At 46.8% G+C, this 26601-nt stretch carries 27 protein-coding genes and 1 pseudogene; 26 read left to right on the top strand and 2 right to left on the bottom strand.

The features are described 5' to 3' along the window. The first annotated feature begins 437 nt into the window (after nt 1-437). From pylB to Tfer_RS12340, 5 genes are all read left to right on the top strand, one after another. On the top strand, nt 438-1529 hold the full coding sequence (gene pylB, locus Tfer_RS12320) for a methylornithine synthase PylB (RefSeq protein WP_052218662.1): 1092 nt from the start codon (nt 438-440) through the stop codon (nt 1527-1529). Nucleotides 1530-1542: 13 nt separating this feature from the next. Next, the gene (pylC, locus tag Tfer_RS12325; RefSeq protein ID WP_052218663.1) at nt 1543-2727 is read left to right on the top strand and encodes a 3-methylornithine--L-lysine ligase PylC; all 1185 of its coding nucleotides are present in this window, start codon (nt 1543-1545) and stop codon (nt 2725-2727) included. Between the two features lie 5 nt (nt 2728-2732). Next, on the top strand, nt 2733-3560 hold the full coding sequence (pylD, locus tag Tfer_RS12330) for a 3-methylornithyl-N6-L-lysine dehydrogenase PylD (protein ID WP_052218664.1): 828 nt from the start codon (nt 2733-2735) through the stop codon (nt 3558-3560). A gap of 38 nt (nt 3561-3598) precedes the next feature. After that, nucleotides 3599-3958: a pyrrolysine--tRNA(Pyl) ligase small subunit gene (gene pylSn / locus Tfer_RS12335; RefSeq protein ID WP_052218665.1), complete on the top strand. Its 360-nt coding sequence runs from the start codon at nt 3599-3601 to the stop codon at nt 3956-3958. Between the two features lie 139 nt (nt 3959-4097). Next, complete coding sequence (locus tag Tfer_RS12340) at nt 4098-4733, top strand: cobalamin B12-binding domain-containing protein (protein WP_013118952.1); 636 nt, start codon at nt 4098-4100, stop codon at nt 4731-4733. A gap of 92 nt (nt 4734-4825) precedes the next feature. Here the strand turns inward: Tfer_RS12340 and mttB are convergent. Together mttB and Tfer_RS12355 are read right to left on the bottom strand one after the other, a co-directional pair. Then, nucleotides 4826-6307, bottom strand: a pseudogene (gene mttB / locus Tfer_RS16965) ([trimethylamine--corrinoid protein] Co-methyltransferase). Nucleotides 6308-6591: 284 nt separating this feature from the next. Beyond that, on the bottom strand, nt 6592-8016 hold the full coding sequence (locus tag Tfer_RS12355) for a sigma-54 interaction domain-containing protein (protein WP_052218698.1): 1425 nt from the start codon (nt 8014-8016) through the stop codon (nt 6592-6594). A 442-nt stretch (nt 8017-8458) separates the two neighbouring features. On the opposite strand from Tfer_RS12355, the gene Tfer_RS12365 reads away from it, so the two are divergent. From Tfer_RS12365 to Tfer_RS12465, 21 genes are all read left to right on the top strand, one after another. After that, complete coding sequence (locus Tfer_RS12365) at nt 8459-9667, top strand: phosphotransferase (protein ID WP_052218668.1); 1209 nt, start codon at nt 8459-8461, stop codon at nt 9665-9667. A gap of 102 nt (nt 9668-9769) precedes the next feature. Next, the gene (locus Tfer_RS12370) at nt 9770-11449 is read left to right on the top strand and encodes a sodium:solute symporter family protein (protein WP_052218669.1); all 1680 of its coding nucleotides are present in this window, start codon (nt 9770-9772) and stop codon (nt 11447-11449) included. A gap of 42 nt (nt 11450-11491) precedes the next feature. Next, nucleotides 11492-11713: a hypothetical protein gene (locus Tfer_RS12375; protein ID WP_052218670.1), complete on the top strand. Its 222-nt coding sequence runs from the start codon at nt 11492-11494 to the stop codon at nt 11711-11713. An 84-nt stretch (nt 11714-11797) separates the two neighbouring features. Then, nucleotides 11798-12148: an ethanolamine utilization microcompartment protein EutS gene (eutS, locus tag Tfer_RS12380; RefSeq protein WP_052218671.1), complete on the top strand. Its 351-nt coding sequence runs from the start codon at nt 11798-11800 to the stop codon at nt 12146-12148. After that, complete coding sequence (locus tag Tfer_RS12385) at nt 12145-12582, top strand: EutP/PduV family microcompartment system protein (protein ID WP_013118958.1); 438 nt, start codon at nt 12145-12147, stop codon at nt 12580-12582. Before eutS ends, Tfer_RS12385 begins: the two co-directional genes overlap by 4 nt. A 24-nt stretch (nt 12583-12606) precedes the next feature. Then, nucleotides 12607-13971, top strand: a complete 1365-nt coding sequence (locus tag Tfer_RS12390) for an ethanolamine ammonia-lyase subunit EutB (protein WP_052218672.1) — start codon at nt 12607-12609, stop codon at nt 13969-13971. 16 nt (nt 13972-13987) lie between these two features. Beyond that, nucleotides 13988-14893, top strand: coding sequence for an ethanolamine ammonia-lyase subunit EutC (gene eutC, locus Tfer_RS12395; protein ID WP_013118960.1), 906 nt, complete (start codon nt 13988-13990; stop codon nt 14891-14893). Between the two features lie 15 nt (nt 14894-14908). After that, nucleotides 14909-16384 (top strand): ethanolamine ammonia-lyase reactivating factor EutA, encoded by a 1476-nt coding sequence (locus Tfer_RS12400; RefSeq protein WP_052218673.1) that lies wholly within the window; start codon nt 14909-14911, stop codon nt 16382-16384. A gap of 36 nt (nt 16385-16420) precedes the next feature. Continuing rightward, the gene (gene eutL, locus Tfer_RS12405) at nt 16421-17083 is read left to right on the top strand and encodes an ethanolamine utilization microcompartment protein EutL (protein WP_052218674.1); all 663 of its coding nucleotides are present in this window, start codon (nt 16421-16423) and stop codon (nt 17081-17083) included. A gap of 39 nt (nt 17084-17122) precedes the next feature. Next, nucleotides 17123-17890, top strand: a complete 768-nt coding sequence (locus tag Tfer_RS12410; protein WP_052218675.1) for a hypothetical protein — start codon at nt 17123-17125, stop codon at nt 17888-17890. 20 nt (nt 17891-17910) lie between these two features. Then, nucleotides 17911-18738: an ethanolamine utilization protein EutJ gene (gene eutJ / locus Tfer_RS12415; RefSeq protein ID WP_052218676.1), complete on the top strand. Its 828-nt coding sequence runs from the start codon at nt 17911-17913 to the stop codon at nt 18736-18738. Between the two features lie 10 nt (nt 18739-18748). Then, nucleotides 18749-19063, top strand: a complete 315-nt coding sequence (locus Tfer_RS12420; RefSeq protein ID WP_052218677.1) for a BMC domain-containing protein — start codon at nt 18749-18751, stop codon at nt 19061-19063. Between the two features lie 21 nt (nt 19064-19084). After that, complete coding sequence (locus Tfer_RS12425; RefSeq protein ID WP_013118966.1) at nt 19085-19363, top strand: EutN/CcmL family microcompartment protein; 279 nt, start codon at nt 19085-19087, stop codon at nt 19361-19363. Then, complete coding sequence (locus tag Tfer_RS12430; protein ID WP_013118967.1) at nt 19360-20697, top strand: 4Fe-4S dicluster domain-containing protein; 1338 nt, start codon at nt 19360-19362, stop codon at nt 20695-20697. The genes Tfer_RS12425 and Tfer_RS12430 overlap by 4 nt, the downstream gene beginning before the upstream one ends. Beyond that, nucleotides 20694-21242, top strand: a complete 549-nt coding sequence (locus Tfer_RS12435) for a BMC domain-containing protein (protein ID WP_052218678.1) — start codon at nt 20694-20696, stop codon at nt 21240-21242. Before Tfer_RS12430 ends, Tfer_RS12435 begins: the two co-directional genes overlap by 4 nt. A gap of 57 nt (nt 21243-21299) precedes the next feature. Further along, nucleotides 21300-21989 (top strand): cupin domain-containing protein, encoded by a 690-nt coding sequence (locus Tfer_RS12440; protein WP_052218679.1) that lies wholly within the window; start codon nt 21300-21302, stop codon nt 21987-21989. A 79-nt stretch (nt 21990-22068) separates the two neighbouring features. Then, nucleotides 22069-22350, top strand: a complete 282-nt coding sequence (eutM, locus tag Tfer_RS12445; protein ID WP_242653755.1) for an ethanolamine utilization microcompartment protein EutM — start codon at nt 22069-22071, stop codon at nt 22348-22350. 21 nt (nt 22351-22371) lie between these two features. Further along, nucleotides 22372-23019 carry a BMC domain-containing protein gene (locus tag Tfer_RS17160; protein WP_052218680.1) on the top strand — a complete coding sequence of 216 codons (648 nt, stop codon included), beginning with the start codon at nt 22372-22374 and terminating at the stop codon, nt 23017-23019. A gap of 53 nt (nt 23020-23072) precedes the next feature. Beyond that, nucleotides 23073-24530, top strand: coding sequence for an acetaldehyde dehydrogenase (acetylating) (locus Tfer_RS12455; RefSeq protein WP_013118972.1), 1458 nt, complete (start codon nt 23073-23075; stop codon nt 24528-24530). Between the two features lie 18 nt (nt 24531-24548). Further along, nucleotides 24549-25205 (top strand): phosphate propanoyltransferase, encoded by a 657-nt coding sequence (pduL, locus tag Tfer_RS12460; RefSeq protein WP_013118973.1) that lies wholly within the window; start codon nt 24549-24551, stop codon nt 25203-25205. Nucleotides 25206-25266: 61 nt separating this feature from the next. Next, on the top strand, nt 25267-26460 hold the full coding sequence (locus tag Tfer_RS12465) for an acetate/propionate family kinase (RefSeq protein WP_052218681.1): 1194 nt from the start codon (nt 25267-25269) through the stop codon (nt 26458-26460). The last annotated feature ends 141 nt before the right edge of the window (nt 26461-26601 follow it).

Genomic DNA, 26601 nt, shown 5'->3' on the forward strand with positions numbered 1-26601 from the left:
CCCCTGCCTTCTTGTCTGTGGTTTTGCGGGCGCAGTCGCTCCTTAACGGTAGCCTGAGAACCCCACCCACCCCTCTATGAAAAACCGGCGGATTAAGCCAGAGCCCCGCTCCGGAACATATTTAAGCTCCCCAAATTTATCCGTGAGACCTTTGTCGACAGCCTGAGGTCCGATTTAATATCGGACCTTTCATTTTTGAGTTAAGTTTGACTTAAAAAAGTAACTTGTGACTTAATCTGATTTGGGTTTATGGAATTTGTACCGGAATCTCTCAAAATAAATATTTGTTTCAAGCATAATTTGACCTTCTATCGTTAATTTGGCCGGGGAACCCTACTCTGGCATAAAAATTGCAATATTTTTATATTGGTCTGTCTTCGCAGTTGTTTTTCCCGAAGGGTTTGTGTAGTTGTTTAAAAGTAAAAGAAGGTGTTTACATGGTAAGGGGAGCTACAGACCAAAGGTTGGATGATATATTGAACAAGGCTCTTAAAGAAACACCTTTAACAAAAGAGGACTTGATATATCTGCTCTCATTAACCGATCCGGCAGGGATAAATCTAGTTTTTCAGACGGCCAGGACTTTACGGGAGCGATATTTTGGCAACAAAGTGTTTCTTTACGGCTTTGTATATTTTTCAACTTATTGTCGCAATAATTGTGCTTTTTGTATGTATCGCAGGTCCAACCGTAATTTTAAACGTTATCGTAAGACTGAAGCGGAGATATTAGATACAGCTAACAGATTGGTAGAATCGGGAGTTCATTTACTTGATTTGACTATGGGGGAAGACCCGGCGTATTTTTCTAACAATTGCGAAGGATTCGAAAAATTGATTAGGACTGTGGAGAACATCAAAAAGGCTACGCAAATGCCCCTTATGATTTCTCCCGGCGTGGTTTCCGAAGAAATCCTCAGGGAATTTAAGAAAATCGGTGTTGACTGGTATGCTTGTTATCAGGAGACCCATAACTTAGATCTATTCAATAATCTCAGATTGGAACAGAGTTACGATACGCGTATGGAAAAAAAGATTTTTGCTCATAAGGTGGGTCTTTTGATCGAAGAAGGTATTATGACCGGCGTGGGGGATACGGCTGAAGACATAGCTCATTCTCTCGAAATAATGAATGAAATAGGCGCTGAACAGGTAAGGGTGATGAGTTTTGTTTCACAGGAGTGGACACCCATGTATCCCTGGCCGGTTGTTCCCAGACTTCGGGAATTATTGATTATTGCTGTAATGCGTTTATGTTTCCCCAACCGATTGATTCCGGCATCTCTGGATGTGGACGGGCTTAGCGGCCTCCAACAGAGGCTGAATGCCGGCGCTAACATAGTTACTTCAATAATACCTCCGGGTGCGGGATTGGCCGGTGTGTCACAAAGTTCGCTGGATATCGAGGAAGGCAAGCGGACCGTCAGTAGTATCATTCCTGTATTGGAAGAGTGTAACTTGACCACGGCATCAAGGGATGATTATAGCGCTTGGGTTACTGATAAGCAGAACGGCATTTTCGCTTGGTAAAGGGGATAAAAAAATGCGGGTAGCAATTATAGGAGGTAAATTACAGGGAGTCGAAGCCGCGTACCTGGCCCAAAAGGCCGGATGGGAAGTTATTTTGATTGATAAGGACAAAACAGTTCCTGCTGCGCGGCTGTGTGATTCGTTTCGATGTCTTGATGTCACGAGACAGGACGAACTGGTCAAGGTTTTAAATAAATGTGAACTTATAATTCCCGCCTTCGAAAACAAAGAAGCTCTGGCCAGTCTTCTTTTGTCCAGTCAATTAACAGGTATCCCTATGCTTTACGATGACGGCGCTTATAGTATTTCTTCGTCTAAGATCCGGTCGAATAGTCTTTTTGCCGATTTGGGCGTGCCGGCGCCTGTACCATGGCCGAAATGCGGATTTCCCGTAATAGTTAAACCTTCCGATGCCAGCGGCAGTGAGGGAGTACTGAAAATACGCAACCAGTCTGAACTTAATCTGCAGAAAACGTTGTTAAAGCAAAACCACCCATGGGTAATTGAAGAGTATCTGGAAGGACCTTCTTATTCCATTGAGGTAATAGGATTTGCAGGTCAATATAAGGCAATGCAGGTTACAGAACTACAAATGGATGGCAATTACGATTGTAAAAGAGTTCTGGCGCCTGCCCGACTTGAAAGGGGTCTAAAAAAACAATTTGTAGAAACGGCGCTAAAAATTGCCCGGAACTTGCAGTTAAACGGCATTATGGATGTGGAAGCCATTTTACACAAAGGTCAACTGAAGGTAATCGAAATTGATGCCCGGTTACCTAGCCAAACGCCCACGGTTGTATATAAATCAACCGGTCTAAACATGCTGCAGATTATCGGGGAGGCTTTTGCCAAAGGACAGCCATGGAAAGCTTTTGAGATTGAGGACAATCGGGGAGTGGTTTACGAGCATATTAACGTTTTTCCATACCGTATGGAAATTTCAGGCGAACATATCATGGCCGGCGCCGAAAACCTTCAATTATATAATGGATTATTTGGCGCCGATGAAGTGATTACTGATTATATTCCCGGTAAAAAACACTGGGTGGCAACTCTAATCGTTACCGGAAAAAACAGACAGGAAGCCTGGAACAAACGGTGCCAGGTAATCCAGCGCATTAGGGAAGAAATGGGTATCAGCAGCTACCTAGATACGTCGCCTTATGAGAAAAGTTTATCTGAATTAAGGAGTATGTAACTGTTATGACAAGGCTGAAAACAGAAGACATTTGTCACATTGAGGCATCATTGGAGAAATATAACAGGGACTTAATTGCCAAAACGGGTGCCACTTTGGGACAGATAGCCGCCTATGCGGCAGAAACCAGAGAAGAAAAGGTTTGCCGTAATTTTAAGGTGGCCGTCATACCCCTTACCTGTGGGCGGGGAATAATAGAAGGTTTCACGCAAACTATTGCCAGTATAACCGGTTTTTTGGGCTTTAACTCTTTTGTTACTAAAAATACCGATGCCGGGGGAGTGGCTGAAGCGGTGGAAAAAGGCGCCGAAATCTTAATGATGGCCGATGACGACAAGTTCGTGGCAATTAACCGCGTTACAGGGCGAGTATCTGATAACGGAGAAGCCACCGGCAGGGGATATGCCGCTGCCCTTGATTTGATGACCGGCGGCCTGAGAAACAGAAATGTCCTCATTTTGGGCGCCGGTCCCGTTGGAAAGGGAGCCGCTTTAGCTCTGGCCAGGCTGGGGGCCAAAATATCGGTATATGATATTGAACCAGGGTGCAGTAACAGACTTGCAGAAGAAGTACGCGAAAAGACAGGTATCACGGTAAGAACAGAAGAGAAACTTGATAGGGCTTTGCTGGTCAATAAAATTATTTACGATGCTACTCCCACACCAAGTTTCATTCATAAAAAGCACATAACCCCGGACACTTTTATTGCCGCACCCGGTATACCGTTGGGGGTTGACGGTGAAGCGCTTCCGGAGGTAGCCGACCGACTGCTCCACGATCCCCTAGAAATAGGGGTAGCTACTATGATTTATGACGTATGTAAACAGGCTTAAGTATCAGATAAAGAAGATTGGAGATGAACAATTGGAGTATGTGCAAAAAGGAGCAGGGTTATACCAAAAAAGTACAGGCGCTTGATGCAAAAGATAAAAAGAGGTATTACCGTAAGAACGTGGAGTTCTTCAAACTTCTTGAAAAGATAAAGCTTTGGCCTTCACGTTCTGGCACGTTGCACGGGATTAAAACTATTACCATCCGTGGTAATACTGCGGAAATTGTCACCCATTGCAACGAACGCTTCATTGTACGTAATTCCAGAAATAGCCGGGCGGCCAGATGGCTGAGAAACAAGTGGCACCTTGGCATCTGTAGGGCTTGCCGGGTTCCCGAATGGAAGCTGGAAAAGTATTCGGCTACAGGTTTAAATCAATTCTATGGGTCTAATCTTTAGGTTAAAGCACCAGTTTAACCTTTAATAACAAAATAAATCAAAACTTCAAAAAGGAGGGACAGGGGAAGCATATTATTAACCAACAATTTCACTGAATTTAGTTTACCAGATTATCAAAAACATAAGGGGGAAGAAAATTATGGCAAGTTTTGAGAGTGTTGCACAAAGTGTTATTGCCGGTCAGGAAGCTCAGGTGAAGGAGCAGGTGAAAGCTTTAATTGATGCGGGTACCAACCCGTTACAAATTATTAATGAAGGTTTAATTGCGGGTATGAACGTAGTAGGCGCCCGGTTCAAAGCTGGAGATATGTTTGTTCCGGAAGTACTTATGTGTGCAAAGGCCATGGCAGCAGGTGTTGAGATTGTAAAACCTTTAATCGCTGACAACGATGTACAGAGTAAAGGTAAAGTAGTTCTTGGAACGGTAAAAGGCGACCTGCACGATATTGGGAAAAACCTGGTTGCCATGATGATGGAAAGTGGCGGATTGGAAGTTATTAACCTGGGGATAGATGTTTCTCCCGAAAAATTTGCCGATGCCGTGAGAGAGCACGAACCTCAGATTGTAGCCATGTCTGCGCTGCTTACCACTACCATGCCGGCCATGAAGGAAACTATCGAGTACCTTGAACAAGCAGGCTTAAGGGACAAAGTAAAAGTTATCGTTGGGGGCGCTCCTATTACCAAGGATTTTGCTGATTCTATCGGCGCTGACGGTTTTGCTCCTGACGCTGCGTCTGCCACCGATCTTTGCAAAGAACTGATTGGTGCATAAATTGCGTAGGGACTGCCCAAAAAGGGCAGTCCCTGCTTTATAGTAACTGGCCATAAGAGAAGGGACTGGCGCCTACCAGTCCCTTCTTCGTTTTAGAATTTAGGTTTCTTAAAGGTCTTTTCTTTCTCCTTTGCTTTAATTTCAGCAGTTTCTGCTTCGGCTTCCTTAACAATTTCTTTCAGTTGACGCTGGATATTTTCCGGAAGCGGACTTGGATTTTTAAAGTTTTCAAGAATGTCAATGGCTTTTTCGTAGGACTTCTGGACGATATCCTTACCGCCGTCAGCCATCCAACCATCGCGATTCTTGCGGTCGATCAGTTCGCTTCTGGATAATTCCTTGAAATTCTGGTAAGTATGCTGATGGCTAATGAATTCCCCGCCGGGTCCTACCGAACGGACTACTTCCAATGCCATCTTGGTGTCATTTACCGGAATTCCTTTAATGGTATGCATAATCATCCTGACAAATTCATTTTGCATTACCAGAGTTGCGTAGTCCCAGGTCAAGCCTCCTTCGAGCAGGCCCAGACCATATATCATGTTAGCTCCTGCTAACGCTGGTATAATTCCGGTAAGGGCAAACTCGAAAGCTTGCTGGGGATCAGGAACTTTACTGTCAGTCTATCCACCGGCAACCCAGCTTGGAATGTTATAGAATTGAGCAAGTTTGGCGACAGCGGCGCTGAAAAGGGCTAATTCAGGACTGCCAACGCAGGCAACGGTGGTCCTGAGATCCATCATAGTGGTGGAAGTACCGTACACCATGGGATGGCCCTTCTTGACCAACTGGCTCAATACAAACATACTGAGAATTTCGGCATTGTGGGTTACCAAAGTACTTGCCAGGTGCACACAGGTTGTACCGCCGGCCAAACCCATGGAGTTGATTTTGGCGGGTACACCGCACTCAATGGCCTGCAGGAGGGTGTCGGTAGCGCCTTTGGAATGTACCAATGGGCTTACCGGGTCAGTACTCTGGGAAAAAAGGGGTCTTTGCCTGAACTTGTCCTCGCCCCCGGCTACAACGTAACCCATTTTGGCAACAGCCCGCATGTTCTCCGGGCGGTTCATGCCAATATATGCGTGTTTTGTGCTATAGTTGTAGAAGGATTCTGCAATATGCACCTGAGAAACGTCAGGATCTACTTCTGATGGGCCAATGGCTCTTTCGAAAACCACAATTTGGTCCATAGCTTCGCAGAATCTGGTTACATCGTCAACATCTTTTTTGGTTGGTTTCCGAATTTGTTTGGTGTAGGGATCGATCAATTGGACTGCCTCACCAAAGTTAACAAATCCGGTTCTGTTCCCTTCGCATACCCAATCATTTTCCGGATTTCTTCCGCAAGCCCGGAAAGTTTTCGGAATAGTGCGCAGAGCATCTTCTACAAGGTGTGCAGGGATTTTAACAATTTGCGTCTCCGGGTCGATAACACAACCGTTACTGTAGAAAATTTCCCGGGCCTTTTCGCTTTCAACTTTTACGCCAATGTTCCACAGTACATCCAGTGTAGCCAGGTGGATGTCGTAAAGTTCATCATCTGTAAACATTTTTAGCCCGATTCCTTCCATTCGAGTGGAACCGGCATGTAAAGCTCTGTACAAGAGATTCACCTCCGAAATAGTTCGAAATTTTAAAATATACTGCCTATGAAAGAGTCGAGAGGACTGAATTCACCCCCTTCCAAAGATAATTACCCCTGACAGACCGGTATTTAATGAAGTGTCTCATTTATCTCTAGAATGCAATTTTTATGCCATAAAAGTAAGCCCCGGTTATACCGGGGCTTCAGATTGAAGACAAAGTTAACCTTTGCTAACAGCCTGAAGCCCCGGTGATACCGGGGCATACTTTTTTAAGTCACTTTTGATTTGGTTTTAAGTTGTTTTTGGCCTGAGCAATATTTTCTTATCAGTCTGTTGGCTTTGCTTTGGCTTATGTGAAGGGCCTTTGCCACTTCATAGGAACTTCCCAGTTCCTGGTATGCTTTTTGAATTATTTCCTTCTCAAGCTGGCTTATTGCCTCACCCAGGGATGACGAATTTTTGGGTAAGTCTGGAGGCAGAGACTTCTGGACGCTATGAAAACTTTTCGGCAGGTCAATGTCTTCTATAACTGGCCCGGGGCTCACAACCACCAGGCGTTCGATCAAGTTTTGCAGTTCGCGGACGTTGCCCGGCCAGTCGTAATTTAAAAAGGCTTGCATGCATTTTTCTGAAATTCTGTGGTTCTGTTTATATTTTTTGTTATATTTCTCCAAAAAATAATTTACCAGAGGCTCTATTTCATCTTTGCGGAAACGCAGGGGCGGTATTTCGATTTCAAAAACATTGAGTCGATAATACAGGTCTTCCCGGAATTCTCCCTTTTCCACCATTTGCTGCAGGTTCCGGTTGGTGGCAGTTATAATCCGGCAGTTTACTTTTTTGATTTCCCGGCCGCCCACTTTGAAATACTGGTTATCCTGTAACACCTGGAGAAGTTTGGCCTGCATTTTCAGAGAAAGTTCGCCGATTTCATCAAGAAAAAGAGTCCCCTCCGCTGCCAACTCGATCAGACCAATATTGCCTTTTTCGTTGGCCCCTGTAAAGGCGCCCCGGGAATAACCGAATAGTTCCGATTCCATCAATTCCTGCGGGATGGAAGCACAGTTGACGGTGATGAAAGGCCCGTTTTTCCGGGGGCTGTTTTTGTGAATATATTTTGCCAGGAGGCTTTTGCCGGTCCCGGATTCTCCAAGCAACAAGACAATAGAATCAACGGCAGCCACGCGTCTTGCCAAACGAAGGATGCCTTCCATTTGCTTGCTCTGATGCATTATATCAGGAATAGCCATTTCTTTTTTCCGGAGCACTTCTAGCTCTGTTTTATAGCGTTTGAGCAGGCGGAGACTTTTTTCCAGTTCATGACGAATTCCTTCAGACTCTGTAATATCCCGTGAATTTTCTACGATATATTCTATATTACCGTTGCTGTCAAAGATAGGGGTGGCTGTGGTCAGTAGAGTTTTACCCGTGCAGGTTTTTTGCTCGAGGGTAAAGCTTCGCTTTCTTTTTAACACTATTGGGCTTACCCGAGGTGCCCAGTAGTTCATTTTGGATAATTCTTCCGACTTCTTTCCAATAATGTCTGAAGCCTTCACACCGTAATGTCTTTCGCAGGCATTGTTAACATAAATTACTATACCGTCTGCATTGGTAACGTAAATTTCATCATGGGAATTATCCAAAATTTTTTTTAGGGTTTCATAATCTAACTGCGGTATTTTTTCGTCAGCCATAGCATCCTCCCCCATTGAAATATGCTGATTGGCATCACATATTCTGTATAATGCAAATTTTCTTTTAATTTTAAGCATTCGACACAATTCGCCATATTCCTCTGTTTGCAGACAAAAAATGAGTCATTTTTGAATTACAGTTTCTGTAATAATGAGTTGATGCATACTTTGCCAGGAGGATAAAAAATGACTTAAAAAAAGTCAATATGGACTTTAGCGGACCACAAAAAAGAACGCAAAATATGCATAAAAAAACACAAAATACGTCAAAAAACCGGACAAGCAAGCCATGGGGGCGGGTAAACTTGAAAAAGGGGCCTGTCAGGTTCCGAGGATGGCATGGTTTTTGCAATAATTTAATAATACCCTGGAGGGATAAGAAAATTCAGAAAAAGGGGGTGGATTCAAAAAATTCAGACCCAGTGGGAAAAAGGGGGATGTTATGAATTTATCCAATATGCATCGCCTTACGCCGTTAGATACTGACCAGACATTGTCCCTGGTATCGCAGAGTGGGCAACTGAAAAACATTGCCATCAAACTCAGTGAGCTTCTTGAGGGAGCGTTGGTTTACAGCCAGATTGTCAGCGTTTTCACCCATTATGACCTGGGTACAGTAACCGACGTTTATCAAATGCTGGGGGGTTACGTTAACAAAAGTTATGGAGTCTGTACGGAAAAGAACGGGATAAAACACTGGTATTTTGTGAGGATGTATAAGTCCGGTATTACAGAATCAGAGATACAACTGGAGCATTCCCTGATTGATTTTTGTATTGCCAACGGTCTGGATATTGCTGCCGGTTTAATCCGCACTCACAACCAAAAAACCTACGTGAAAATCAGCGAAGACAATAATGGCAAGGCCGTTGACCGTTTCTTTGCCGTATATGATTTTCTGCCGGGCGAAGATAAGTATACCTGGGACAATCCCACCCTGAATGATAAAGAATATGTCAGCATGGCAGAGGCATTGGCTACCTTCCACAATGCGGCCAGGAACTTTGACCCCCAGGGAAGGGAAAGGGTAGAACCCAGGATTATGGAGCTTTTGCCCATGCTTCCGGTGTTATTTAAGGAATTTGCCGAACGGAAGAACGAATCAAAATTTCACGTTTATTATGTAAAGAATCTACCGGAATTTCTGGAAACAATTAATAGGACCCGGATCCCCGAAGAGGACCTGGATAAAATGCCGCTAAATCCTATACACTCGGATTTTCATCCGGGGAACCTGAAGTTCAAGGACAACCGGGTGGTGGGTATTTTTGATTTTGACTGGTGTAAAATAGATTTGCGTATTTTTGATGTGGCCTTGGCCATGGTGTATGCATGCTGTTCGTGGCTGGACGAGAGCGACGGTGTTCTATTGCTTGATAAATGCCGTATTTTTCTGGAATCGTATCAACGAACATTAACTGCACTGAATGGGTTGGCTCCTCTGAATGAGACGGAAATACACTACCTGCCCACCATGATAGCCGCGGCCAACATGTATTTGATCAACTGGACAGTTACGGCGTTTTATACAGGCAGTGACCTGAATGTTTATGAATACCTGGCATATTTGCAGCATAACGTCCGGGTGATGAAATGGATTGAAAATCACGGGGATGAAATTCTGCAAGTGGGTAAGTCTCTCGAATACTAATGCTTAAATTAAATGCAAGATGAAAGTTTTGCTTTTAATCTTTATTTGCTTTATAATTTCCAACATGTAATAACTTAATATTAGCAAGGAAGGTGATTATTAATGGGCAACGATGTCAGTCCGTTATGGTATTGGGCCGTTTTACTGGTTTATTGTTTGTTTGTGGTTTATCTCGGATGGGATGCCTACAAAAAACAAAAAAGTGCCGGCAGTGCGGAAGAGGAACACCACGATTTCTGGATTACCGGCCGTTCACAGCCTGCTTACATGGTGGGTATGTCTGTTGCATCCGGATGGATGTTAATAGGCATGATTACCTGGATGACATGGGCCACTTACGACCAGGGTCTATCGGGGCTCTGGGTTGTGGCTATACCGTGGTTTCTGTCAAACCTGCTTCAGTTTGCTCTGGCGCGTCCGTTGAGGAGAATTAAAGCAATTTCACAGTGTGAGATGCTGCAAAACCGTTTCGGTTTACCGGCACGAACATTAGCTGCCATGGTAAATATATTCTCCTATACACTGTGGTCTGCGGCGGAGTTGTATGCTGCGGCTCTAATTATGGCGCCGGCCCTGGATATCTCTGTTAATGCCATGATTATCATATATGCAATTCCTATCGCGTTATACATGTACATGGGTGGATTCCGTTCGGTAATAAATGCCAACATTATTCAGTTTTTCATGGGTGCCATCATATTGGTTGTAACGGCGGGTGCCATGTATTTCACTGCGCACGGAATTGCGGCAGAAAACCATACAACAATCTGGGAAATGCTGAAACAACAGGCAATTATCAACGAAATGGCTTATCCTTATCAGGAGGGAGCCAAAGCGACCAACCTGTTTGCTTTTGTATCTTTATCCTTCCCGTTGATAATCATGTTTGGCCTTGTACCCGGCTGGGGAGCTGCTGAAGATTTCTGGTTGAAGGCACAGGCTGCTGTAAGCACCAAAGAAGCTCGCAAGGGAGCCATATACAGCCTTATTTACAATACCACTCTGATTGTGGCCTGTTCTTCCATTATCGGGATATTCGGCTTGATTATTTTCAAGCCTGAAGTTAAAGACGGTGTTTTACATGCGGCAAAAGTTCTGGGAGACAAGGGTGGTTATAACGTAATATCTGTTTATATCAACCAGTATATGTCACCGTGGGTCAAAGCTTTACTGATCTTCCTGCTTTCCGCCCACAGTATGTCCACTGTAGCTAACTACAGTAATGTTTCCGCCATGAACGTTTCCTACGACGTTCTCCAGCCATTATGGTATAAGAGGAAAGGCTGGTCTGACGAAAAAATTGTTAAATGGTCACGTATTATCACCTTCTTAATGGTTATTATTAACATCGGAATCGCCATGCTTTATAATATGCCGACTGTCGGAGCAACACTTAACGATGCATACTTCCTATCGTCAGGCCTATTGACTGCCGGGGTAGCGGTAATGCTTTATGCGCTGTTCTGGAAACGCGCCAACCTCTTTGGGGTAATGGCAGGAGGTATTTCCGGACTTATCGGTACCATAGTGTTCTTTATTCTGGAATACAAGGTGTGGAATTTCTCCTATACCATGCCCATCTGGGACTGGATATTCGGTAAAGGCTCAATGGCTTCCTCATACCTGGGTTATTGCGTAGTGGGCCTGGTTTGCGGTCTGGCCGGATTAATCATCGGTACCTACCTGACTGCTCCTCCTACCGAAGCGCAATTGGCTGCTGTAGCCGATGAACCGATTGACGATAACGAGGAGTTTTTCAAGGCATTGCGGGAAAACGCATAAGGGTACTGATTTTCAAGGTTGTGAAAACAGAAGTGAATGTGGTTGTTGATTGAGTTGTTATCTTGCCGGACAATCAATTATGATCCTTTTTTATGGAATCAGATTGTTGTCCGGCAGATAATTTTTAGGCCAAAAGCTTTTGACTTAGAAGAAGTCAGAATTGACTTATTAATTTTGAAAAATTCAGGCGAATCTGCGGGTTATCCGCTGGCTGTACGGGATATGTCTATTGGCACGATTTTTGCTTCAATTAAATTAACGTAAGGTGATAATGACAGTGGTTAAAATTTCGGCAAACTGAACAAAAGGGGCAAGTCTATCACGGTTCCAACGGGAGATGAGGAGTTTTTGGATAAGGACAATTCCAAGAAACAGCGACTAATTCAGGAATATGTTCCGGGCAAGCAGGTCACTCTGGCCCATGTGATTGCCCATCCGGCCCGTTCCATCTTTGAGAAACTGGGACTTCCTGCAACCGGGGCAATAGGGATATTAACCCTGACTCCTGGTGAAACAGCGATTATTGCAGCTGATATTGCTACAAAGGCGGCCCCGGTGGACATTGGTTTCCTGGACCGGTTTACGGGTGCGGTAGTAATAACCGGAGATGTGGCCGGGGTAGAAGCGGCTCTTAGAGAAGTAAACAGTGTTCTGGAAAATGAACTTAATTATTCGCCCGCAAGGATGACCAGGTCATGAGCAAGCACCGGGTTATGGTCGTGGGAGCGGTGGGCAGTGGAAAAAGCACCCTGATTTCGGCTCTCTACGGGGGCCGGGGCGAAGTAAAAAAAACCCAGGCCCTAAATTATAATGCCGGTTCCATTGACACTCCCGGAGAGTATATGGAAAACCCCTTTTTTTACAGGGCCCTTTTTGCAACTTCTCTGGAAGCAGAAATACTCCTATTTGTTCAGGATGCCACCAGAACACAATCTGTTTTTCCGCCCGGTTTTGCCGGGGCTTTTTCCAGGCGAACCATAGGTGTTGTGACTAAAACAGACCATCCCGAAGCTGATCCCGAAAGGGCCCGGGGCTTTTTAAAAAGTTTGGGATTAAGCGGTCCTGTGGTTGCCGTTTCGGCTTACACAGGGGACGGGATGGATGAGTTGAAAAAGTTGCTAACTCAATTTTAATTCTCACGGAGGGAGGTAATTTCTTTGAATTTAAAGGCCAAGGTTAACAACAAAGTATTTAGTTTCAAAAGCGTGAAAGAAGTGCTGGCAAAGGCGAACGAAGAAAAATCAGGTGATATGTTGGCAGGTATCGGGGCTTCTTCTGCTTCTGAGCGGGTTGCCGCCAAGCTGGTGTTAAGCGAGCTTACTCTCGAAGATATCTATAATAACCCGGTTATTCCTTACGAGGAAGACGAGGTTACCAGAGTAATCTATGACACGCTTAACCAGCGTATTTACCAGAAATTTAAAAATTTTACGGTAGGAGAACTGCGTGATTATATTCTGGACAGTGATACCACGGGTGAGGACCTTTTGCACCTGGGGCGGGGTCTTACCAGTGAAATGATTGCCGCTGTGGCCAAACTGATGTCCAATCTGGATCTGGTTTACGCCGCGAAAAAAATGAGGGTTCAGGCCCACTGTAATACCACCATCGGAATACCCGGCACTCTTGCCTTCCGCAACCAGCCCAACCACCCGACGGACAGCATTACCGGAATCATGGCCAGTGTAAAAGAGGGGCTTACTTTTGGTAGCGGTGATGCGGTAATTGGGGTTAACCCTGTGGAAGATAATGCGGAAACCGTAGGCAGGATTTTGAGCACAATTAAAGAGTTTATGGAAAAATGGGAGATTCCCACACAGGTCTGTGTACTGGCCCATATTACCACGCAGATGAAAGCGGTAGAAAAAGGTGCACCGGCTGACTTGTTGTTCCAGAGCATAGCCGGTACCCAAGCGGCCAATGATGCCTTTGGGGTTACTGCTGCCATGCTGGAAGAGGCTTATCAACTGGCGTTAGTCAAGGGAACCGGTACAGGGCCGAACCTGTTGTATTTTGAAACGGGGCAGGGTTCAGAGATTTCCCTTGACTGTCATCATGGAGTAGACGAAATGACTCTGGAAGCCAGGACCTACGGTTTTGCCCGGAAGTTCAGACCCTTCATGTTAAACAACGTCTCCGGCTTTATCGGTCCGGAAACCATTTATGACGGTAGGGAAGTTATCAGGGCGGACCTGGAAGACCTGTTCATGGGCAAACTGCATGGGTTGCCGATGGGTATTGCCCCCTGCTACACAAACCATATGAAGGCCGACCAGAATGACCAGGAAATCGGTACCATGCTGTGCGCCATGGCCGGGGCTAACTATTTCATGGGGGTTCCTGGGGGTGACGATGTCATGCTCAGTTATCAGGATACCAGTTATTATGATGATGCCAGTGTCAGGGAAATTCTTGGGTTGAGACCCCTGCCGGAGTTCGAAAAGTGGTTGGAAAGGATGGGTATTATGGAAAACGGGAAACTTACCAAACGGGCCGGCGACCCATCAATATTTGATGAATAATTAGGGGGTGACACCGATGGAAATGGAACAACTGATTATTGAAAATGTGGTAAAAGAGCTTGCCAAAAGAGGATTACTGGGAAATGCAGAAAGTACAGAACCGACGATACAGAAAAAAAGATTAGAGGTGAACACCGGTGCAGATGTAAATGATAATCCGGGCCAGGAACCTATTGAGGTCCCGGATATCAGTGGTGTATGGGTTCCCAATCCGGCTAACTATGAAGCCATTGTGGCCATGAAGAAAGAGACTCCTGCCAGAATCGGTTTATATCGGGCGGGCACAAGGCCGAAAACAAAGGCGTTTTTGAAATTTCTAGCTGATCATGCGGCGGCAATGGATGCTGTTTTCTTGGATGTGTCGGAAGAATTTCTCGAGCGAATGAACCTGTTCTGTGTACAGACAAAAGCAAAGGACAAAGAAGAATTTCTGAAACGGCCTGACCTGGGGAGAAAGCTTTCCGATGAGGCGGTCAAGACTGTTTTGGAAAAGTGCCAGAAGGACCCACAGGTACAAATTATTGTTGTTGACGGACTCAGTTCTTCTGCTATTGAGGCCAATGTGCCCGATGTTTTACCGGTATTGACCCAGGGTTTGACGGCTGCAGGGATCAAAGTGGGAACACCCTTTTTTATCAGAAACGGCCGGGTCGGGGTTCAGGACCATGTTGGAATGCTGTTAAATGCCGAAGTGATTATCTCCTTGATTGGTGAGCGGCCAGGACTTGTGACTGCTGACAGCATGAGCGCCTATATTATATACCGGCCAAACGAAAAGACTGTCGAAGCTGACAGGACTGCTTTCTCTAACATTCATAAAGGAGGCACTCCCCCTGCTGAAGCAGGCGCCCACCTGGTTGATGTAATTAAACAAATACTGGCAGCCAAGGCCAGCGGCATGAAACTCAATCTGCACGCATAAAACAGGTGGTTTCAGGTGAACAAATCAGAAAACGTGAACTGCCAGAGCATCATAAGCGTGGGCATTGACATCGGTACAACAACCACTCAACTGGTTATTAGCCGCATGACTATAAGAAATACGGCTCCCGGGTCGTCGGTGCCGCGCATGGAGATTACCGACAAGGAAGTGTTGCACAGGAGCAAGATTTATTTTACTCCCCTGCTGGACCACCATATTATAGATGCTGCTGCTGTTTCCGGTATAGTGGAAGAGGAATACCGGACAGCGGGGTTAACACCCGGAGATATTGATACAGGAGCTGTTATTATCACAGGCGAAACGGCCAAAAAGGAAAATGCCAGAAAGATTGTTGAGTCTATGGCTGGTTTGGCGGGAGATTTTGTTGTAGCTACCGCCGGCGTTAACCTGGAATCTATTCTTGCGGGCAAAGGCTCAGGGGCGGCGCAGTATTCAAAAGAAAAGCACCGCGTTACTGTAAACGTCGATGTTGGCGGCGGCACAGCCAATATAGGCGTTTTTAAAGAAGGCAGGGTAATTGACACGGCTTGCATCAATATTGGAGGGCATCTGATAGAACTGGAACCCTGCACTGATAAAATCATCTACATTGCCGATCCTGCAAGGATTGTGCTGCGGGAGTGCGGGTTTCAGTGGCAGGTGGGAGACCGTGTGGGGATTGAGGAACTGAAAACTGTGGCCCGGCATATGGCCGGAAGTATTGTAGAGGCTATCACATCAACTGACATCTCAGATATGACCCGTGAATTATTGATGACACCTCAGTTGAAACTGGATTATCCAGTGGAAATCGTTATGTTCTCGGGTGGAGTGGCGGATTATGTATACAGTGATTTCCAACCGATTTCCGTTGCCCAGGTTTCGCGATACGGAGATATCGGACCTCTGTTGGGGTGGGCTATCAGGGAAGAGTCAGCCCGTGCCGGCATCAGTCTGGAAAGACCCGGCGAAACCATCAGGGCTACGGTAATAGGCGCAGGTGCCCATTCTGTAGATATCAGTGGCAGTACCATCACTGTGGAAGATACCGCTCTTCCAATACGTAATGTGACTGTCGTTTCTCCCTTCAGCCGGGAAATGCCGCAGTCGCCGGCAGAAATTGCTGACCAGATCAAAAGGACTGTGCACCGGGTGATTTCCGACGGTTCTGCTGAGAGTGTGGCCTTGGCCATGGAAGGCCCAAAAACCATTTCATTCCAGGCCATTCAGGACCTTGCAGAGGGCCTGGTGCAAGGCATGGCAGGTTTTATTTCCAAAGAAAGACCTTTAATTGTTGTATTGCGCAAAGATTGTGCCAAGGTGCTTGGGCAGACTTTGCAGCTAAAATTAGGGCATGCTGCTGATGTAATATGTGTTGACCAGGTAGAAGTCGGTGAAGGCGACTTTATTGATATCGGAAAACCTATAATGGGTGGCAGAGTCGTACCGGTTGTGGTCAAAACGCTGGTATTTGAAAACCTGAAAATCTGAAATGAGCAATAAACAAAAGGAGGTTTAGACAATCCGATGGCAATTTTAGACCCTATTAAAGCGGAAATTCTGGCGGTAAGAATGATACCGAATGTGTCTAAGGATTTGGCCGAAAGTCTAAATTTAAGGCCTGACCAGAGAAGTATAGGGATGTTTACCTGTACTATAGACGATGTTGGCTATACCGCCATTGATGAAGCCACAAAAAAGGCAGAGGTGGAAGTTGTTTACGCAAAATCTTTTTACGCCGGCGCTGCCCATGCATCAGGACCTTTGTCCGGTGAGTTTATTGGTATATTAGCCGGCCCTGACCCGGCTGAAATAAAAGCGGGTTTATCGGCGGCTGCTCAGACTGTCAACGAGGAAGCCTTCTTCTATTCCGCTGATCCGGAGGGGAAAATAGCTTTTTATGCGCACACCATTTCCCGGACCGGCTCTTATCTCTCCAAGGTAGCGGGGATCAAAGAAGGGGATGCCCTAGCCTACCTTATTGCTCCTCCTCTTGAGTCTGTATTTGGCGTGGACGCAGCTCTTAAAGCTGCAGATGTAAGGATGGCCGTATGGTACGGGCCTCCAGGTGAAACCAACTTTGGTGGCGGATTGCTTACCGGTTCACAGAGCGCCTGCAAAGCAGCTACTGAGGCTTTCCGTGATGCTGTTCTTGGTGTAGCCCGTAGTCCCAAGGATTATGCCATTTAATTTACTGTCAGCCAAAAGGCTACGGGGAGGCCGGGTAATATGAGAGTAATTACGGAATCAGAGCTCAGGGAGCTGTATAAGCAAAAGGAATTTACTTCTTTCACAGTACCGGCCGGGGTAAAACTGACACCTTCGGCACTACAGTTTCTCAGTGAGCGAAGGATAAAAGTTATTGAGGAATCGGCTAACAAAAAGGCAGCGGCACAGATGCCGAAGGCTCAGTTCCACGCGAACAGCAGTGGAAGCCCTCCAGGCGGAAGTCCGGCAACCCACGAAAACAGCGGAGAAAAACCTGAGCATATGACCCACTTGCGGGGCAGCACACTGGTGTTAAAAAACCATCCACGCATTAAATTCAGAGGCAAGTTAGATTCCTTCGAAGCGTTTTTAATCGAAGCTATCGTAGAAGCAAAAAACGCTGGATACGGGGATTTGGCCCAGGACCTGCACCAACTGCTGGAGTACAGCCGGCAAATTATGAGCGCCGAGGTCAGAGAACAACCTTTACCTCCGCTAAGTTATCGCGGATTGTCGTTACAGGAAATCAGGGAACATTCACATAAACCGGACAAGTATTACGGGGTAGGCCACATTACGCCTCAGCCTGCCCACGGCAAATTGATGGCTCTGCTGAATCTTCTCCGGACCCAGTGCCGTGAACTGGAGTTGGCGGCGATGGATGCTTTTTGCGGGCAACCGGCTGAAGTAGAGCGCCCGGACATTATCCAGGCCTTAAATAGGTTAAGCAGCCTGATTTACATCATGATGATTCAGTTAACCGCAGGTCGCTATAAAGTTGGTTGTTGACAGATGGGAGAGAAACTACGTTGAAAAACTTGGACGACGTGAACAGGGTTATAGGGGAATTTGCCAACAGAATATCTAACCCCAAGCCTGTAAAAAAGGGTGCCAGGCTTTATACCGGGGTGGATTTGGGGACGGCCTACATTGTCCTGGCGGTTGTCGATGAAGAAGGGACGCCGATAGCAGGCGCTTCGCGTTTTGCTCAGGTGGTAAAAGACGGCCTGGTGGTTGATTACCTGGGAGCCGTCGGCATTGTCAGAGAGTTAAAAAACAAGCTGGAAGAAGATTTGAATACCGAACTGGAACTGGGTGGAGCTGCATATCCTCCAGGGACAGAGGTAGGTGACCAGCGGGCAATTCGCAATGTTGCCGAGGCTGCCGGTTTCGAAGTAACGGCCCTGGTGGACGAATGTACAGCGGCAAACAAGGTTTTGGGTATCCAGAATGGGGCCGTCATTGATATAGGGGGCGGTACTACCGGGGTTGCCGTTTTAAAAGGTGGAAAAGTTGTATACGTTGCTGATGAGCCTACGGGAGGAACCCATTTTAACCTGGTCATTGCCGGGGCATGCAAAGTGTCCTTTGAGGAAGCCGAAAGTTTAAAACAGGACCCGCATAAACAGCTAGAACTGTTCCCTATAGTGAAACCCGTAATGCAAAAAGTGGCCTCTATAATCAACAGGCATATTCAAGGTCAAAATGTGGATGCCATCTACCTGGCCGGTGGGACAAGCTGTTACGCAGGAATTGAAAAGGTAATCAGGGACGAGACGGGGGTCCCTACCTTTAAACCCGAAAATCCTTTCCTGGTAACTCCGCTGGGAATTGCCCTCAGTGTTCCCAGGAGTTAGGAGGGATTAGATGCATATCCAGTTTATAAAATCCCCTTCCAGAGGCGCCTTGTCAATGTTGGCCAGGAGGAGTCCCGGTCAGCCGGATCTGGAACAAAATCCACCCGCGGCAATAGGGCTAGTACAGGGGAACCTAGCTGAAATGGTTGCGGCTGCAGATATTGCTGAGAAAGCGGCTCAGGTAAAGGTAGAGGAAATCAGAGGGGTTTGTCCCCAACATTTCACCATGATTGCCATATATGGCGATACCGCTGCCGTGGAGTGCGCCCTTAAGGATATAGCGGACAGATTTGAAATCCCGTGGGCCTCCGCCGGGCAGCGATGACGGGTGTGATGAGGTGAAAAGATGATTATTGGAAAAGTAGTCAATAGTATATGGTCGACACGAAAGCTTGACTGCCTAAACGGACTGAAGTTAATGGTGGTCAAAACCCTGGATAAGCCGCCCGGTCGCTATATTGTTGCCGCCGATTTTGTGGGAGCAGGGATTGGCGAAAGAGTGCTGGTTACCCAGGGCGGGTCCGCCAGACGAGCACACGGCCTGGATAATACTCCTGTTGATGCCATAATTGTAGGAATTATAGATGAAAACCAGGAAGAGCCACTAAACGGGGTGGTTGAATGAAAGCGGAAACGATTAAACTCGTGCGAGAAGCAGGGGTAGTGGGCGCTGGAGGGGCAGGATTCCCTTCTCATGTGAAAATAGCGGCCGAGGCAGAATTTATAATTATCAATGGCGCAGAATGCGAGCCTTTATTGAGGGTGGACCAGCAATTGATGGCTGCCCGGGCAGAACAGTTAATTAAAGGTATAGAGGCGGTAATGGAGGCTACCGGGGCTTCCAGAGCCTTCATAGCTCTAAAGTATAAGTATAAGGAAGCCATAGAGGTCCTGACAGAGGCAACAGCCGGAAAACCTGTAGAAGTTTTTACGCTGGGGGACTTTTTTCCGGCCGGTGATGAACAGGTTTTAGTGTATGAGGTAACGGGCAGGGTGGTCCCGGAAGGGGGTATCCCCCTCAAGGTCGGATGCGTGGTCACTAACGTTGAGACTGCTATCAATATTGCCAATGCCATCGAAGGTATCCCTGTCACGGAAACCTACCTTACCGTAACCGGTGAAGTGGAACAGCCTGTTACTCTGAAACTTCCCATCGGAACAAGCATTTCCGAAGCGTTGGCCCTGGCTGGAGTAAAAGATATGCAGAATAAAGCTGTCATTGACGGGGGGCCCATGATGGGACCGGTTGTGCCTGATGTTTCTCAGCCCGTAACTAAGGTTACCAAAGGCTTGATAGTTCTGCCGGCAGACCATAAATTGATAGTCAGTAAAAGCCTGCCATGGGAAACGGTCGTAAGGAGATCCAGGTCAGTATGTATTCAATGTTCCATGTGTACCGAGGTTTGCCCACGTCATTTGCTGGGACACCGGTTATCCCCACATAAAATTATGCGGGGACTTGCCTGGATGAGGCCAAATGAAGACACGAAAACGGCGTTACTCTGCTGTGAATGTGGAGCATGTGAATTATATGGATGCCCTATGCAGCTTTCTCCCAGGCAGGTAAACGCGGCAATCAAAAGAGAACTTGGCAAACAGGGTATAAAATGGGCCTCATCAGATAACTCCACCAATGTCTCCATTGTTCGTGAATACCGGAAAATACCGTCCAAACGGCTGATAGCAAGGCTTGGGTTAACTGCATACGACCAACCGGCCCCGCTCTCTGAGGAAACTTATGTTCCCAGACTAGTCCGTATTCCTTTGCGGCAACACATTGGCGCGCCAGGTATCCCGGTGGTGCATGTAGGTCAAAAAGTGCAAAAAGGAGATTTAGTAGCCGCAATACCGGAAAGCGCCCTGGGCGCAAATGTTCACGCCAGCATTAACGGTACTGTAACAGCGATAAAGGACTATGTAGAGATCGAATCGGATGGGGAGAGAGGTGGTGAATCATGATCCGGGCCATTGGTTTAGTTGAGTTTAACAGCATTGCCAAAGGAATAGAAGCAGCAGACATTATGTTTAAGGCAGCACAGGTAGAGCCCCTTGTCTGCCGGACTGTTTGTCCGGGTAAATATGTAGTTCTGGTCTGGGGTGATGTGGCTGCTGTGCAAAGCTCCGTTAAAGCAGGTATAAACCAGGGCTCAGCTTCCGTTGTTGATGAATTTGTACTGCCGAATGTTCACCCGTCCGTGATTCCTGCTATAAACGGCACGGCCCAGGTAAAAGAAATCAGGGCTTTAGGCATAATCGAAACCTTTTCGCTGGCTTCGCTGATAGTGGCTGCCGATACGGCAGTGAAAGCTGCTGAAGTTGATTTACTGGAAATTCGTTTGGGGCTGGCTATCGGCGGTAAGTCTTTTGTCACCCTTACCGGGGATGTGGGCGCCGTTAAGACGTCCGTTTCAACCGGTGCGGCTACCGCTGCAGAGAAAGGGTTGTTGGTTAATCAGATAGTTATCCCTTCGCCGCACCCCAACCTTAAATCACACCTTTATTGATAAAATATGCGGAGATTTTGCACTGAGGTTTAAAAATATCGAAAGGGAGGTGAAAAGGTGAAAAAACTCATTACTGCTGCGGATGTCAAAAAACTTTCCGCTTCAGGGCAGGCGGTGCTGTATGTTGAACCGGGCACCATTATTACACCTTCGGCCAAAGACCTGGCCAAAGAAATGAAAATTACAATCAGTTATGAGACGCCTCCTGAACAACCATCTTCTGGCATAAACGGGCAGGTTTCGACAACAAATGAAGCTTTGGACACCAAGAAGCATACTGTCAGTTCTGTTACAAAAATAGAAGACATTCCTCCGCATCTGATTGCTGAAATTGTGAAAAAAGTGCTGGATTCTTTGCCCGGTGTGCCAAAGGAACCGAATCTGGTCAGAGAGGTTGATGGTTCCGGTGTTGTACTGGTAAAAGGCAATTCTGTAAAAATGGAACCTTTTGATGCGGGTAATCCGAACCTCAAAGTAGGCATTCGGGAGACCATGACCCGTGAATTGAGTCCCCACCTGGCTGCAGGGTTTATGGAAATGGAAGAATCGGCTTTTGATTGGACGCTAACCTATAATGAAATGGATTATGTGATTGAGGGCACCCTGGATATTACAGTGAACGGTAAAACGTACAGGGGCCAGGCCGGGGATGTGTTCTATATCCCGGAAGGGACTTCCGTCACCTTCTCTACTCCGGATAGATGCAAATTCTTTTATGTTACCACCCCGTGGCCCGCATTCCTTTAATGCGAAGGACCGGAGTCCATGGAACATCATTGATTAAAATATAGGAAACAAAAAACTAAATTAATCAGGAGGGTTATGAATTATGACAAATGCATTAGGAATGATTGAAACAAAAGGCCTGGTTGCAGCAATAGAGGCTGCAGACGCTATGGTCAAGGCTGCTAACGTAACTTTAATCGGTAAGGAGCATGTCGGCGGCGGATTGGTTACTGTTATGGTAAGAGGCGACGTAGGCGCCGTAAAGGCTGCTACCGATGCTGGCGCTGCTGCTGCGCAGCGGGTTGGCGAACTTATTTCAGTACACGTAATCCCAAGACCTCACGGAGATGTAGAGTTTATCCTTCCCTCCATAAAAAAATAATCTTGCCGGGAGATTTGGGAAATGAATCAAAAAGCTTTGGGAATGATTGAAACTTACGGACTGGTTGCCGCTATCGAGGCAGCTGACGTGGCGCTGAAGACGGCTGCTGTCGAACTTATTAACTACGAAATTGTAAAAAGCGGCCGGATTATGATTGCCATATACGGAGAGGTGGCAGCAGTCCAAGCTTCTGTGACGGCTGGCGCTGCTGCTGCCGCCAAAATAAACACAGTTTTTAGCGCGCATGTAATTCCCAGGCCTCTTGCTGACCCACGGCTCCTGATTAAACACAGGGATTCGGAAGAAGGACCTCTCAATCCAGGTGATGGCAGTCCGGATTCAGGCGGTAATGGCCCGGGTCCGGTGTCCCCGGAAGAATATACAGAAAAAGAAGGCATTAATGAAGGCATTAATAATGAGGCTCTGGAAGAAGAAGGGCCGGGAAATATTCAGTCAAGGGCACCGGAAAATTTGGGAAATAGCGGCATGACAGTTTCAGACGAACAGGCGCAGTTACCTCCCGGTTTAGAGCACTTAAAGTCTATGTCAGTAGAAGAACTGCGCAGGTTAGCCAGGCGAACAGAAGGTATTGCCATTAAAGGCAGGCAAATATCCAGAGCCAACAAAGAAAAATTAATAGCTGAAATTGTACGTGCCAAGAAAAATTAGAAAATGCATAATTTTACCCAGAGAAAACCCAGGAAAGGAGGCAAAACTTGGAAATGGCCTTTGATTATGATCTTATTTCTATCCAGGAAGCAAGGGACATTGCCCGCAAAGCCAAAGCTGCCCAGGAGATTCTGGCCGAATTTTCCGAAGAGAAAATTAACCGTATTGTGGCTGCTATGGCGGAAGCAGGCAAAGCCAATGCCGAGTGGTTGGCCAAGATGGCAGTGGATGAAACCAAGTTTGGGGTTTTTGAGGATAAGGTAACTAAAAATATTTTTGCATCAACTAATGTCTATGAATATATAAAAGACATGAAAACAGTAGGGGTGCTTAAGGAAGACCCCGATAAAAAGATAGTGGAAATAGCTGCGCCTGTTGGTGTAATCATGGGGATTATTCCCTCTACAAACCCGACTTCCACCACCATATATAAGGCTCTGATATCTGTTAAAGCCGGCAATGCTATTGTCTTTTCTCCCCATCCGAACGCTGCCCGGTGTACTTATGCGGCTGCCCAGGTCATGCATGAGGCGGCAGTCAAGGCCGGCGCTCCCGAAGGGATTATCGGCTGCCTGACCAAAACCACCATGGCTGCTACACAAGAGCTGATGCGCCATGATGATATAGCGATGATTCTGGCAACCGGCGGGTCCGCCATGGTTAAAGCGGCTTATAGTTCAGGCAAGCCTGCTTATGGTGTAGGGCCCGGTAATGTGCCTGCGTTTATTGAGCGTACGGCAGATGTTAAGCAAGCGGTCGCTGACATCATCAGGAGTAAAACTTTCGATAACGGCGTAATCTGTGCTTCTGAACAGGCCATAATTGTGGATGAGCCCATCAAAGACCAGGTAATAGCCGAATTAAAGGCTCAAGGCGCTTATTTCCTGAACAAAGAAGAAATAGAGGCTGTCAGCAGGGTGGTTATGACTCCCCGGGGCGGCATGAATGCGGCTATGGTAGGCAAGAGCGCTCAGGTTATTGCCGAAAAGGCAGGTATTAAAATCCCTGTTGGAACTCGTATTTTGATTGCCCCATTGGATGGGTATGGACCTGATTATCCGCTATCCTATGAAAAACTTACAACTGTGCTGGCTTTTTATACTGTTAAAGATTGGCATGATGCCTGCCTCCTGAGCATTGAACTGCTGAAACTGGGAGGTATTGGGCACAGTTTTGTGATTCATACTCAGGATGAACAAGTAGCGCGGGAATTTATTCGTAAACCGGTGTTCCGTATTCTGGTCAATACTCCGTCGGCACTGGGAGGCATTGGCTATACAACAGGGTTGGCTCCTTCCCTGACCTTGGGATGTGGGTCCTGGGGAGGTAGCAGCACGTCAGACAACGTCACTCCGCTGCACCTTATCAATATTAAAAGACAAGCTTACGGCTTGCGGCAGGCAGCGCCTGGAACAGCTCAGCTTTCCAATGCGGGGCGGTTCACCTCAGAAGATATTGCCGATGTGGTCAAGGCGGTTTTGACCCAACTTCAATGCAAGGCTACCGGCTGATAGGGCAGGTGGGAACCGTTGGACAGGGAAGAACTGGTTTCAATCATAACAGAACAGGTTATCAGCCAGTTACAGCAAATGGCTAAAGTTGCGCCTGCCGATCACAGGAATAAAAAAATCCCATTGGGTATTTCCAACCGCCATGTGCATATTTCGGCAGAAGACCTGGCAACGCTATTTGGTAAGGGCGCACAGTTGACCAAGTTGAGGGATCTTTCACAACCCGGTCAGTTTGTAAGTGAACAGATGGTTACCCTGGTGGGTCCCAAGGGAGTCATAGAAAAAGTCCGCGTTTTGGGTCCCGTAAGAAAGAAAACGCAGGTAGAAATTTCAATTTCTGACTGTTTCAAGTTAGGCGTAAAAGCGCCTATCAGGGATTCAGGGGACCTGGAGGGCTCGGCGCCTATAACGGTGGTAGGGCCGGTGGGATCAGTAACCTTGCCGGAAGGCTGTATCATTGCTGCCCGGCATATCCATTTGCATCCTGCCGATGCCGAAATTTTCGGTTTAAAAGATGGCGACCGGGTCAATGTAAAATGTTCCGGCCCAAGAGGGATAATATTCACAGAGGTGCTGGCCAGGGTTAATGAAAACTACAGGCTGGAAATGCACCTTGACGTAGATGAGGCAAACGCTGCTTCCCTAAGGAACGGTGATTTGCTGGAGATTGTATAACGGGGGCCACACAGCCCTTCGGTTGTGTGGCCGCCTTAAATAAGCAGAAGGAAGATGAAGCATGAAGGTTTTGGTAATTAATTCCGGTAGCTCATCATTAAAATACCAACTGTTCGACATGAAAGAAAGACAGGCAATAGCAAAAGGGCTGGTAGAGCGAATCGGTATTCCGGGGTCCCGCCTGACCCATTACCCTGCAGACCGGGAACCTTATAGGGTGGAGCGGGAGATTAAACATCACGGTATGGCCCTGGAGATTATTTTTGATGCATTGACCCATGCCGGGCATGGAGTGATAAACAACATTAAGGAAATTGACGCAGTTGGACACCGTGTAGTACACGGAGGAGAGATATTCAAGGGACCGGTCCTGGTGGATGATGCTGCCAAGGAGGGAATCAGGCGGCTTGCCGAACTGGCGCCCCTTCATAACCCGGCGAATCTGCTGGGTATAGAGGCATGTGAAAGACTTCTCCCCGGCATCAGGCAGGTGGCAGTATTCGATACCAGCTTTCATCACACAATACCGCCCCATGCGTACATGTATGGCTTGCCTTATAGATATTACGAGGAATACGGAATCCGCAGGTATGGATTTCACGGGACATCCCATAAATATGTGGCCCAACGGGCCGAAGCATTGTTAAGCAGACCGCTACAGGAACTTAAAATTATATCCTGCCATTTAGGGAGTGGTTCCAGTATAACTGCCATTCTGGGCGGATGTTCGATAGATACCAGTATGGGTTTTACCCCGCTGGAAGGTCTTACAATGGGCACAAGAAGCGGAGACCTTGACCCGGCCATTATCACGTATTTAATGGAGAAAGACAATTTGTCTCCGGCACAAATCAACAAAATTCTTAACCACATGGGCGGTGTGCTGGGGGTTTCCGGCTTAAGCAGCGACTTCCGTGACCTGGAAAAGGCTGCTGCTGAAGGGAATAAACGGGCCAAGCTGGCTATTGATTTGTTTGTACACAGGGTAAAAAAATATATCGGCGCTTATGCAGCTGAACTAAACGGCCTTGATGTACTTATTTTCACTGCCGGTTTAGGAGAGAATTCGCCCGAGATAAGAGCAGCCATCTGTCAGGGACTGGATTACCTGTATCTATGGGTCGATCCGGAGAAAAATATGGTCCGGGGCCGGGAAGCGGATATATCAACATCGGGTTCGAGGGTAAGAGTACTGGTGATTCCTACGAATGAAGAATTAATGATAGCGTCGGAAACAATGCAATTGATAAATTAATTGTTCCCCCGGTTATTCGGGTAATGACTTTCCCCTGCAATGAAAAGGCTTGCAAATGCTCCAAAGCATATTGTATACTAGGTTAACAATATCTGGCGATTTATGCCATGGTAGGAGCATAACAAGCCAGGGCTTGAGCAA

It is taken from the genome of Thermincola ferriacetica (assembly GCF_001263415.1).
Taxonomy (GTDB): Bacteria; Bacillota; Thermincolia; order Thermincolales; family Thermincolaceae; genus Thermincola; species Thermincola ferriacetica.

Coding starts and splice junctions, on each gene's coding strand:
- Tfer_RS12355 (WP_052218698.1), bottom strand. CDS start 8,016: ATGGCTGACGAAAAAATACCGCAGTTAGATTATGAAACCCTAAAAAAA.
- Tfer_RS12385 (WP_013118958.1), top strand. CDS start 12,145: ATGAGCAAGCACCGGGTTATGGTCGTGGGAGCGGTGGGCAGTGGAAAA.
- Tfer_RS12340 (WP_013118952.1), top strand. CDS start 4,098: ATGGCAAGTTTTGAGAGTGTTGCACAAAGTGTTATTGCCGGTCAGGAA.
- eutL (WP_052218674.1), top strand. CDS start 16,421: ATGGCAATTTTAGACCCTATTAAAGCGGAAATTCTGGCGGTAAGAATG.
- Tfer_RS12420 (WP_052218677.1), top strand. CDS start 18,749: ATGCATATCCAGTTTATAAAATCCCCTTCCAGAGGCGCCTTGTCAATG.
- pylSn (WP_052218665.1), top strand. CDS start 3,599: ATGTGCAAAAAGGAGCAGGGTTATACCAAAAAAGTACAGGCGCTTGAT.
- pylD (WP_052218664.1), top strand. CDS start 2,733: ATGACAAGGCTGAAAACAGAAGACATTTGTCACATTGAGGCATCATTG.
- Tfer_RS12465 (WP_052218681.1), top strand. CDS start 25,267: ATGAAGGTTTTGGTAATTAATTCCGGTAGCTCATCATTAAAATACCAA.
- Tfer_RS12435 (WP_052218678.1), top strand. CDS start 20,694: ATGATCCGGGCCATTGGTTTAGTTGAGTTTAACAGCATTGCCAAAGGA.
- Tfer_RS12365 (WP_052218668.1), top strand. CDS start 8,459: ATGAATTTATCCAATATGCATCGCCTTACGCCGTTAGATACTGACCAG.
- Tfer_RS12410 (WP_052218675.1), top strand. CDS start 17,123: ATGAGAGTAATTACGGAATCAGAGCTCAGGGAGCTGTATAAGCAAAAG.
- pylC (WP_052218663.1), top strand. CDS start 1,543: ATGCGGGTAGCAATTATAGGAGGTAAATTACAGGGAGTCGAAGCCGCG.
- Tfer_RS12425 (WP_013118966.1), top strand. CDS start 19,085: ATGATTATTGGAAAAGTAGTCAATAGTATATGGTCGACACGAAAGCTT.
- pylB (WP_052218662.1), top strand. CDS start 438: ATGGTAAGGGGAGCTACAGACCAAAGGTTGGATGATATATTGAACAAG.
- Tfer_RS12455 (WP_013118972.1), top strand. CDS start 23,073: ATGGCCTTTGATTATGATCTTATTTCTATCCAGGAAGCAAGGGACATT.
- eutC (WP_013118960.1), top strand. CDS start 13,988: ATGGAAATGGAACAACTGATTATTGAAAATGTGGTAAAAGAGCTTGCC.
- Tfer_RS12430 (WP_013118967.1), top strand. CDS start 19,360: ATGAAAGCGGAAACGATTAAACTCGTGCGAGAAGCAGGGGTAGTGGGC.
- Tfer_RS12370 (WP_052218669.1), top strand. CDS start 9,770: ATGGGCAACGATGTCAGTCCGTTATGGTATTGGGCCGTTTTACTGGTT.
- Tfer_RS17160 (WP_052218680.1), top strand. CDS start 22,372: ATGAATCAAAAAGCTTTGGGAATGATTGAAACTTACGGACTGGTTGCC.